Annotated in this window: 9 protein-coding genes and 1 rRNA gene; 9 read left to right on the top strand and 1 reads right to left on the bottom strand. The window is 69.5% G+C overall.

Features of this window, described 5'->3' with window-relative positions:
• The first annotated feature begins 6 nt into the window (after positions 1 to 6).
• The 9 genes from rrf (at position 7) to ptsP (ending at position 7859) form a co-directional block, all read left to right on the top strand.
• Positions 7 to 123: ribosomal RNA gene (rrf, locus tag D0C15_RS01350) — 5S ribosomal RNA — on the top strand.
• A 569-nt stretch (positions 124 to 692) separates the two neighbouring features.
• Positions 693 to 1028 carry a hypothetical protein gene (locus D0C15_RS01345; protein ID WP_162829865.1) on the top strand — a complete coding sequence of 112 codons (336 nt, stop codon included), beginning with the start codon at positions 693 to 695 and terminating at the stop codon, positions 1026 to 1028.
• Positions 1025 to 1897 (top strand): DivIVA domain-containing protein, encoded by an 873-nt coding sequence (locus D0C15_RS01340; RefSeq protein ID WP_116040554.1) that lies wholly within the window; start codon positions 1025 to 1027, stop codon positions 1895 to 1897. The genes D0C15_RS01345 and D0C15_RS01340 overlap by 4 nt, the downstream gene beginning before the upstream one ends.
• 330 nt (positions 1898 to 2227) lie before the next feature.
• Positions 2228 to 2989, top strand: coding sequence for a DeoR/GlpR family DNA-binding transcription regulator (locus D0C15_RS01335; RefSeq protein WP_116040553.1), 762 nt, complete (start codon positions 2228 to 2230; stop codon positions 2987 to 2989).
• Positions 2986 to 3933 carry a 1-phosphofructokinase gene (gene pfkB, locus D0C15_RS01330; protein ID WP_116040552.1) on the top strand — a complete coding sequence of 316 codons (948 nt, stop codon included), beginning with the start codon at positions 2986 to 2988 and terminating at the stop codon, positions 3931 to 3933. Before D0C15_RS01335 ends, pfkB begins: the two co-directional genes overlap by 4 nt.
• A gap of 1 nt (position 3934) precedes the next feature.
• Positions 3935 to 4387, top strand: coding sequence for a PTS sugar transporter subunit IIA (locus D0C15_RS01325; protein ID WP_116040551.1), 453 nt, complete (start codon positions 3935 to 3937; stop codon positions 4385 to 4387).
• The gene (locus tag D0C15_RS01320; protein WP_116040550.1) at positions 4384 to 5889 is read left to right on the top strand and encodes a PTS fructose transporter subunit IIC; all 1506 of its coding nucleotides are present in this window, start codon (positions 4384 to 4386) and stop codon (positions 5887 to 5889) included. The genes D0C15_RS01325 and D0C15_RS01320 overlap by 4 nt, the downstream gene beginning before the upstream one ends.
• Before the next feature lie 20 nt (positions 5890 to 5909).
• The gene (locus D0C15_RS01315; RefSeq protein ID WP_116040549.1) at positions 5910 to 6176 is read left to right on the top strand and encodes an HPr family phosphocarrier protein; all 267 of its coding nucleotides are present in this window, start codon (positions 5910 to 5912) and stop codon (positions 6174 to 6176) included.
• A gap of 3 nt (positions 6177 to 6179) precedes the next feature.
• Positions 6180 to 7859, top strand: coding sequence for a phosphoenolpyruvate--protein phosphotransferase (ptsP, locus tag D0C15_RS01310; RefSeq protein WP_245975508.1), 1680 nt, complete (start codon positions 6180 to 6182; stop codon positions 7857 to 7859).
• A gap of 16 nt (positions 7860 to 7875) precedes the next feature.
• Here ptsP and D0C15_RS01305 read toward each other — a convergent pair whose 3' ends face one another.
• A complete protein-coding gene (locus tag D0C15_RS01305) occupies positions 7876 to 8439 on the bottom strand; it encodes a hypothetical protein (protein ID WP_116040548.1) in 564 nt (187 codons plus the stop codon).
• Positions 8440 to 8811: the final 372 nt, after the last annotated feature.

Genomic DNA, 8811 nt, shown 5'->3' with positions numbered 1-8811 from the left:
CAGAGTTACGGTGATCATAGCGCCAGGGAAACGCCCGGTCCCATTCCGAACCCGGAAGCTAAGCCTGGCAGCGCCGATGGTACTGCAGCCGAAGGGCTGTGGGAGAGTAGGACGTCGCCGAACACCCGTTACCCGGAGCCCCGGTCGAGAAGCACACACTTCTCCCGGGGCTCCGGGCATTTTCATGCCCAAAACCGATCACGACCGATGACGATCCTGCCTGCCGGTGATCGCGTCCCGGCGAAGTTGGTCGGTCTGCTCGGTGACGACGCTGAGTTTCGCGGCCAGGGCTGGATGTTGCTCGGACAGGTGCCCTCGGCTTCGGCCAGCGGCGACAGCAGCGATGCCGGATCGTCCTCGCCCAGCGCCTCCTGCAGACGGTCGGCATTCTCCCGGCCGGCACGGTCAAGGCCATCGAGTGCACTGACCTGCCCGGCGAGCTGACGCAGGGTGGCCGGAGTTCTTCCGGGCCCACGACGCCACCGCGCGCTCGCCCGGAACCTGGTCCAGGCCGGCCAGTATTCGATCGACGCCTATCGCGACGGCGACCAGTTCGTGGTTCGCCTTGATCTACCCGGTGTCGCACCCTCGCAAGATCGAGATCGCACGAACACAGCCGGAGCGCAGGGGGATCGAGGCCTGACGCGCGGCACACCATATCGGTGTGTCGTAGAGAAGGCTGGGGACAGACGTTGACCGCGATATTGACCGCGCCGATCGACACCGGCTCCACCTTCCTGCGTACGGCAGGCGACCACAACGAGCTGACAGTCCGATTCGAGCGATTCTGGGTCTCGTCGGCGATGTGCGTCGCTCTGGTGCCGATGGCCGGTGGCGACATCGCGGGCTGGGCTACCCGGTTAGTTGTGAAGATGAGAGCCGATCGGCTGGACGTGGACCGGAATTCGTTGGCTACACTGGATTTTGACCGCCAGGTGATTCTCTCCGGCTGTATAGCGGCTTCGGCTCAGGTCGCAGCCCACGTCGACGACCGACCAGCCCGACGTCTCGAGGAAGGTGCCAGATGACGGCCATCGACAGCCGCGGAGACGTGGTGCCACTGCCTGCGGACTTCGACCGGGAATGGCGTGGCTTCAGCCGCGCCCAGGTCAATTCCTATGTAGACAGTGTCGAGGCGGAGCTGCGACTGGTCGCGGCCGATCGGGATGCCGCCGTGTCGCGAGCCGAACAGCTTGTCCGGCGGCTGGACGACCTGCGTGCGGAGAACGAGCAACTGCAGCAGCGCATCGACCGGATCTGCCGTACGCCGATCGAACCGGACGGACTGCAGGACCGCATGCGGCGGATGGTCGAACTCGCCAGGGAGGAGGCCGCCGAGATCATCGGGCGTGCCAAGGCCGTGGCGGAGGACAGCTGGGTGAGTGCCGAGCAGGCCGCGACCCGGCTGCGCGAGCGGTACGACCGGCTGACCGACGAACTGGACTCCTACCGGCGGCACGCCGAGGCCGAGCGACACGAGTTGCTGCGGCGGACCGAGGCCCAGGTCGAGGCGATGCGACGGCGTACCGAACAGCGGAGCAGAGAGCTCGACGAGCAGGCCGCGAACAGGCGACGCCAGATCGAACAGGATTTCGAGCTCGCGATGATCGAACGGCGGAACGAGGCGACGCGAGTCGTGGACCAGCGAAAGTCCGCCGCGGCGGCCGAGGCCGATCGATTGGTACGCGAGGCGAGGCGGCGAGCGGATCGCCTGGTCGGCGAGGCGCGCGAGCAGGTGGAGATCCTGGCCGCTGTCCGCGATCGGTCGATCCGGCAACTGAGTGCTGCCCGAGAACTGCTCGACGATGCCGAGGCGATGCTGTCATCCGAGCCGCAGGAGTCACCGCAGGCTGTGCCCGTGGGCTCCGGTATCCCATCGGCTCGGCAACCGGTCTGAGCGATCCTCGACGCGGGTTTCTGCCCGCCCGCGGTACCACGGTGCGCTCCGTCTCGTAGCGTGCCACCCACATGAGCCGATCGGTAGCGCGCGGAACGCGATCGCGATGCGGTGACTATTCCCGCCATCGCCCCAAGCGCGCACACGGCTGACGCCTGCCGTTCTCGCGGGTTCGCGCTCCAGGAACGCCGATACCGGCGTGCGGACGCGCCGGTCGCGCCATCGGCGATCCCTGCTGATCCAGTGCATTCCGTTCATTCCAAGGGTTGACATCCGCGCGTACCCCACATATAACCAAACAAAGCCACATGAACGGGGCAAGGAAGCCACATGTACGCACAGGAACGTCAGCAGCGAATCGTGGAGCGAGCCCGCGTTGACGGCCGTGCCGACGTCGCCGAACTGGCGGCCGAATTCGACGTCACCACGGAGACCGTTCGCCGCGACCTCACCGTTCTCGAGCGCCACGGCCTGCTGCGACGAGTACACGGCGGGGCGATCCCGGTCGAGCGGCTGGGGTTCGAGCCCGGTCTCGCCGACCGGGACGCGGTGATGACCGCGGAGAAGGAGCGAATCGCCAAGGCCGCACTGGCCGAGGTGCCACGTGAGGGTGCGATCCTGCTCGACGCGGGGACCACGACGGCGAGACTGGCCGAGATACTGCCGAACGACCGGGAGTTGACCGTCGTCACCAACGCGGTTCCACTCGTCGCCTCGCTCGCCGTCCGGCCGCAGATCACCGTGCTGCTGCTCGGCGGCAAGGTTCGCGGTCGCACCATGGCCGCTGTGGAGGACTGGACGCTGCGCGCGCTGGCCGACACCTTCGTCGATGTCGCCTTCCTCGGCGCCAACGGCATCTCGGCCGAGCGAGGACTGACCACCCCGGACACGGGGGAGGCCGCGGTCAAGCGGGCGATGATCCAGGCCGCGCGCCGGGTCGTCGTTCTCGCCGACCACACGAAGGCGGGCAACGACTGCCTCGCCAGGTTCGGCGAGTTGTCCGAAGTGGACTGTTTGATCACCGACTCGGGCCTCGATGCCGACCTCGCCGATCGGATCGCCTCGGCCGGCCCCAAGGTGGTGCGCGCGTGATCGTCACGATGACGCCCAATCCCAGCCTCGACCATACCGTCGAGGTCGGGTACCTGCGGCGTGGCCACGTCCTGCGAGCCGACCGGACGCACGTCGACCCTGGCGGCAAGGGGGTCAACGTATCGCGGGCGCTCGCGACACACGGCCGTAAGACGACGGCGGTGCTGTTCGCCGGTGGCGCGGAGGGGGCTCGGCTCACCGAACTGCTGGACGAGCAGGGCGTCGCCGTGCTGGAGGTGCCGGTGCCAGGGGTGACCAGGACGAACCTCACCCTCGCGGAGCCCGACGGAACGGTCACCAAGGTCAACCTGCCGGGGCCGGACTGTGGTGACGCCGAAGGCGCCGCCCTCCTCGACGCCGTCCTCGCCGCCTGCGGTGAGGACACCGAATGGATCGCCGGCTGCGGCAGCCTGCCACCCGGTGCGGCCGAGGACAGTTACGCACGGCTCGTCATTCGCGCCCACCGCGCGGGCGTCCGGGTCGCGGTCGACTCTTCGGGTCCCGCGTTGCGGCGCTGTCTCGCCGCGCGGCCGGATCTCGTCAAACCCAACCGGGAGGAACTCGCGGAGTGCGCCGGGTTCCCAGTGTCGACGCTGGGGGCGGCGATCAGGGCGGCCGGCGAACTGCGAGCCCGAGGCGCGCGTGCCGTACTCGCGAGCCTCGGCCCGGACGGAGCCGTGCTGGTCGACGAGCACGGTGCGATTCACGGTGAGGCCGCCGTCGACGCCGCACGCAGCAGCGTGGGCGCCGGGGACGCACTCCTCGCCGGCTTTCTCGCCGCAGACGGAGGTGACCGGGCAGCCCTTGCCACGGCCCTCGCCTGGGGCGCCGCGGCCACCGGCCTGCCCGGTAGCCGGATGCCAACACCAGCTGACGTCCGCCGAATCGACGTCACGATCCATCCCGCGGTCGATGTCGACCGCGTACTCGAGGAGGGCCGATGAAATGGCCGAACTGATCACTGCCGACCTGGTGGACCTCGACCTCGGCGGCACCGACCGGGGCGTGGTCACCGCGTCCCTCGCCCGGCGCCTCGCCGACGCGGGACGCGTGACCGATCTGGCGGGCTTCCTCGCCGACCTGCGCGCGCGAGAGGAGCAGATGCCGACCGGGATCGAAGGCGGCATCGGCATCCCGCACGCTCGTTCGGCACACGTGATCGAGCCGACGCTCGGGTTCGGCCGTAGTGCGGCAGGAGTCGATTTCGGTGCGGATGACGGGCCGGCGCAGCTGATCTTTCTGATCGCCGCGCCCGAGGGTGGTGGCGATGAGCACATGACCATCCTCGCGTCCCTCGCCCGCCGGCTCGTGCACCAGTCGTTCCGGCAGTCGCTGCTCGACGCGCCCGACGCGGACACCGTCGTGGACCTGATTCGTGCGGAGGTACTCGGACAATGAGGTTCGTAGCCGTCACATCGTGCCCCACGGGTATCGCCCACACCTATATGGCCGCCGAGTCGCTGGAGCAGGCGGCGAAGGCCGCGGGCCACGAGATCAAGGTCGAGACTCAGGGAGCGGCCGGATCGACCGCGCTGACCGCTCAGGAGATCGCCGCCGCGGACGCCGTGGTGTTCGCCGCCGACGTCGATGTTCGTGACCGCGAGCGGTTCGCGGGTAAGCCGGCGGTCACCACAGGCGTGAAGACCGCGATCAACAACGGCTCCGCCCTGATCGCCGACACCGTCCGCGCCGCGGAGACCGAGGGAAGCGGGGACGTGGCGGCACCGCCCCCACCCGAACCCTCGGCCAAGACCGAGACCCACGCCGGTCCGGGCACGCGGCTGCGGCAGTGGCTGATGACCGGCGTCAGCTACATGATTCCGTTCGTCGCCGCAGGTGGAATCCTGATCGCCATCGCGTTCATGATCGGCGGGGCCGAGATCGCGGTGGTCGTCAACGGCGGTGAGTTCCAGGGCGTCGAGTACGCGGGTGTCGCAGACCTGTCCGACCTGCTCGCCGAGGCGGGTGTCGCCGGGGTGCTGTTCAAGATCGGCGCCACCGCGTTCGAGATGCTGGTGCCCATTCTGTCCGGGTTCATCGCGTTCGGCATGGCCGATCGGCCCGGCATCGCCCCCGGCGTTGTCGGCGGTCTGCTGGCCTCGGCGATCGGCGCGGGTTTCCTCGGTGGTCTGGTTTCCGGTCTGCTTGCCGGGTTCGTCGTCATGGGCTTGAAGAAGCTGAAGGTGCCTCGCGGAGTCGCGGGAGTCATGCCGGTGGTGGTGATCCCGCTGGTCGCCACCGTGGTGGTGGGCTTGTTGATGGTCGTCGTGGTCGGCGAGCCGATCGCGGCTGTGCAGTCCGGCATGACGAGCTGGCTGTCGGGTCTCTCCGGTAGCACCGCGTGGCTACTCGGCGGACTGCTCGGGTTCATGATGGCGGTCGACATGGGCGGGCCGGTGAACAAGGTCGCCTACACCTTCGGGCTCGCCGCGCTCGCCAGTGGTGACACGGTCGTGATGGCCGCGGTCATGGCCGCCGGGATGACGCCGCCGCTCGGACTGGCGCTGGCGACGGTGGTCCGCAAACACCTGTTCACCAAGCCGGAGAGGCAGGCGGGGCAGGCAGGCTGGCTGCTCGGTCTGTCGTTCATCACCGAGGGAGCCATCCCGTTCGCGGCAGCCGACCCGCTCCGAGTCATTCCTTCGGTGACGATCGGCAGTGCCACCACGGGTGCCCTTTCGGTCGCGTTCGGTGCCACGTCGCTCGCGCCGCACGGCGGCATCTGGGTGGTCGGGCTCATCGGCCAGCCGCTGCTGTACCTGGTGGCGATCGCGATCGGCACGGTCGTCACCTGCGGCTGCCTGCTCGTCGCGAAGAACATCGGCAGGGCCAAACCCGCCGAGAGCGCCGAGTTCTCGGCCACCACGGCCACGTCATCCGCGCACCCGGTCGGTGCCTGAAACAGTCGGAGGAGAACCTGATGTCCGAACGCCGAGTGGTTGTGGGCGCCGGTGTGGGTCTGCACGCCAGGCCCGCCGCGCTGCTGGTGAAGGCGGCGACGGCCCAGCCGGTGCCGGTGAGCATCGGTAAGGACGGTGGGGAGCAGGTCGACACCCGCAGCATCCTCTCGGTGATCGGGCTGAACGCCCGCGGCGGCGACGAGGTCGTGCTGCGGGCCGAAGGACCGGACGCCGAGCGGGCGCTGGACGAGTTGGCGGCGATCGTGACCGCCGAGCACGGGGGTTGAGCGGTGACCAGTGTGCGCGGGGCCGAAGCGCAGCTCGCGGGTATCGGCGTGAGTCCCGGTGCCGCGGCCGGCGCCGTGGCCAGACTCGCGGAGCCGCCGCGCGTGCCCGAGGCGGACGAGCCGGAACCGGACGTCGAAGCCGCGGTGGAGCGGGCGCGCAGTGCCCTGCGTGCGGTCGCCGACCTGCTCGACGAACGCTCGGCGCGGGCCGGGGGAGCGGCAGCGGACATTCTGCTCGCCCAGTCGATGATGGTCGCCGACCCCGCACTACTCGACCGGGTGCTCGCCGCGCTGCGCTGCGGGCACGCACTCGCGGTGGCGATCGACCTTGCGTTCGGCGAGTTCCGCGAGGCACTGCTGGCAGCGGGGGGCTACCTCGCCGAACGTGCGGCGGATCTGGACGACCTGCGGAACCGGGCCCTGGCCACGGTGCTCGGTGTGCCGATGCCGGGAGTGCCAGATCCAGGGCACCCGTACGTTCTCGTGGCCCGCGACCTCGCACCCGCCGACACGGCAACACTCGATCCCGCGCTGGTACGGGCGATCGTCACCGAACTGGGCGGGCCGACCAGCCACACGGCCATCCTCGCGAAATCACTGGGCATCCCGGCAGTGGTGGCCTGCGGGGCGGCGGCAACGCTGGCGGAGGGCACCGAAGTGCTGGTGGACGGAGCGTCCGGCCGGATCGTCGTTGACCCGGCGCCGGCACTGGCCGAGGAGGCGGAATCGCGGGCGGCACGGCGCGCGGCGGAGCTGGCCGCCAGCAGCGGTCCCGGTCGCACCGCTGACGGGAACTCCGTGGCGCTGCTGGTGAACCTCGGTGCCGCAGATGACCTCACCGCCGCCGCCGTGGTCGACTCCGAGGGCGTCGGCTTGCTGCGGACCGAGTTTCTCTACCTCGACCGGACCACCGAGCCGGGGCGGGACGAGCAATGCCGCAGCTACGCGGACGTGTTCTCGGCGTTCTCCGGGCGAAAGGTGGTGGTACGTACGCTCGACGCCGGTGCCGACAAGCCGCTGGCGTTCGTCGACCACGGGACCGAGCCCAACCCGGCCCTCGGCGTACGTGGTCTGCGGCTGGCCACGCGGCATCCGGCGATGCTCGACGACCAGCTCTCGGCGATCGCGGCGGCTCGGGAGGCACACGACGCCGAGGTCTGGGTGATGGCGCCGATGGTGTCCACGCCAGCCGAGGCAAGGGAGTTCGCGGCGCTCGCGAAGCGGCATGGGCTACCCGTCGCGGGCGTTATGGTCGAGGTGCCCGCGGCCGCACTGCGCGCGGAAGAGGTCCTCGCCGGATGCGATTTCGCGAGTATCGGCACCAACGACCTCGGTCAGTACACGTTCGCCGCGGATCGGATGTCGGGCGAGCTCGCCGAGCTGCTGGATCCGTGGCAACCCGCCCTGCTCGAACTCGTGCGCCGGACAGCGGCCGCGGGCACCGGATCGGGTAAGGCGGTCGGGGTCTGCGGGGAAGCGGCGGGCGATCCACTGCTGTCCCTCGTGCTGGTGGGGCTCGGTGTTACCAGCCTTTCCATGGCACCGCCTTCGGTCGCGGCCGTCCGTGTCGCGCTCGCCTCCCACACCACGGAGCAGTGCCGCGAACTCGCGGCACTGGCGCTGGCGGCGGACGACGCCGCGAACGCGCGAGAACGGGTGGCCGAACGCGCGCGGCCGTGGTGAGTTCCTGGCCCGGTGCTCAGGCGCCTGCCGTCAAACCCTGGCAGGCCGCCGCCTGAGCGATCGCCTCGTTCAGTTCGGCGTTCTTCTTCAGTTCAGCCAAGGGGCCGTCCGCGCTGCTCAGCTCGTCGAAGGCCGTCCGGACGCGCGCGATGGCCCGTTGGAAGGAAGCCTCGTCGGTGACCTCGGCTTTCGCCAGGGCCGTCTTCGCCGACTCCAGGGCCGACTTCTCCGCGGAGATCGTCTCCATCGCCTGTTCCACGGCGGCGTCGCCACCCGTCACCGGTGGGGTGCCTGCGCTGGTGATCGTGTCGGCGACGTCGGACAGCGACGCCGACATCGACTCGAGGTAGGCGACGAGACCGTCCCTCGTGCCGGCTGGACGGCCGGGGTCCAGCGCCGGTAACTCGGAGAGCGTGTCCCCGCCGGAGTCCACGGACTGGCATACCTGGTCCGCCCACGAAACCGCGGCCGCGTTCACCTGTTCCTCCGCCACGGGGTCCTGTGCCGTGGCGGAGCAGGCCGTGAGTGTCACCGCGACGACAAGGGCGGTGCACGCACCGGTGAGTATGCGGCGGGTCATCGAGACGTCTCCTTCGGTGCGGGGGTGCCGAGTACCAGGACCCGGACGCTTTTCGCGCGATGGGCAGGAATGGTTTCACCGCGGCATCCGGCCGAGAATTTCTCTTCGTGCCCGTCCTGGTGAGCGCTTCATTTAGTCGCCGTCGCGGTGGTTGGAGATAAAACTAGGATGGAGCCGCGTGGAACGTCAAGACGGCGGCGGAGTCTTGTGTTCCTCGTGCAGGTGCCGCCTGGATTTTTTGACATAAGTTGAGTGCGAATCCTTGTTCGCCACCGCGAGCCGCGAGAGCGCCCGAATCCCTTGCCGGGGCCGATGGCTTGGTGCCGTGGATGCTCCAGGGCTTCCCGTTGGGCGGAATATGTCAGTTGCACG

This window comes from Amycolatopsis palatopharyngis (assembly GCF_003385185.1).
Taxonomy (GTDB): domain Bacteria; phylum Actinomycetota; class Actinomycetes; order Mycobacteriales; family Pseudonocardiaceae; genus Amycolatopsis; species Amycolatopsis palatopharyngis.
Note: the sequence above shows the minus strand (reverse complement) of the source record. Positions and strands in the feature narration are given on the sequence as shown.

Bases quoted from the DNA above. Each gene is read 5' to 3' on its own strand.
- D0C15_RS01305 (WP_116040548.1), bottom strand. From the start codon at position 8,439: ATGACCCGCCGCATACTCACCGGTGCGTGCACCGCCCTTGTCGTCGCG.
- D0C15_RS01320 (WP_116040550.1), top strand. From the start codon at position 4,384: ATGAGGTTCGTAGCCGTCACATCGTGCCCCACGGGTATCGCCCACACC.
- D0C15_RS01325 (WP_116040551.1), top strand. From the start codon at position 3,935: ATGGCCGAACTGATCACTGCCGACCTGGTGGACCTCGACCTCGGCGGC.
- D0C15_RS01315 (WP_116040549.1), top strand. From the start codon at position 5,910: ATGTCCGAACGCCGAGTGGTTGTGGGCGCCGGTGTGGGTCTGCACGCC.
- D0C15_RS01335 (WP_116040553.1), top strand. From the start codon at position 2,228: ATGTACGCACAGGAACGTCAGCAGCGAATCGTGGAGCGAGCCCGCGTT.
- D0C15_RS01340 (WP_116040554.1), top strand. From the start codon at position 1,025: ATGACGGCCATCGACAGCCGCGGAGACGTGGTGCCACTGCCTGCGGAC.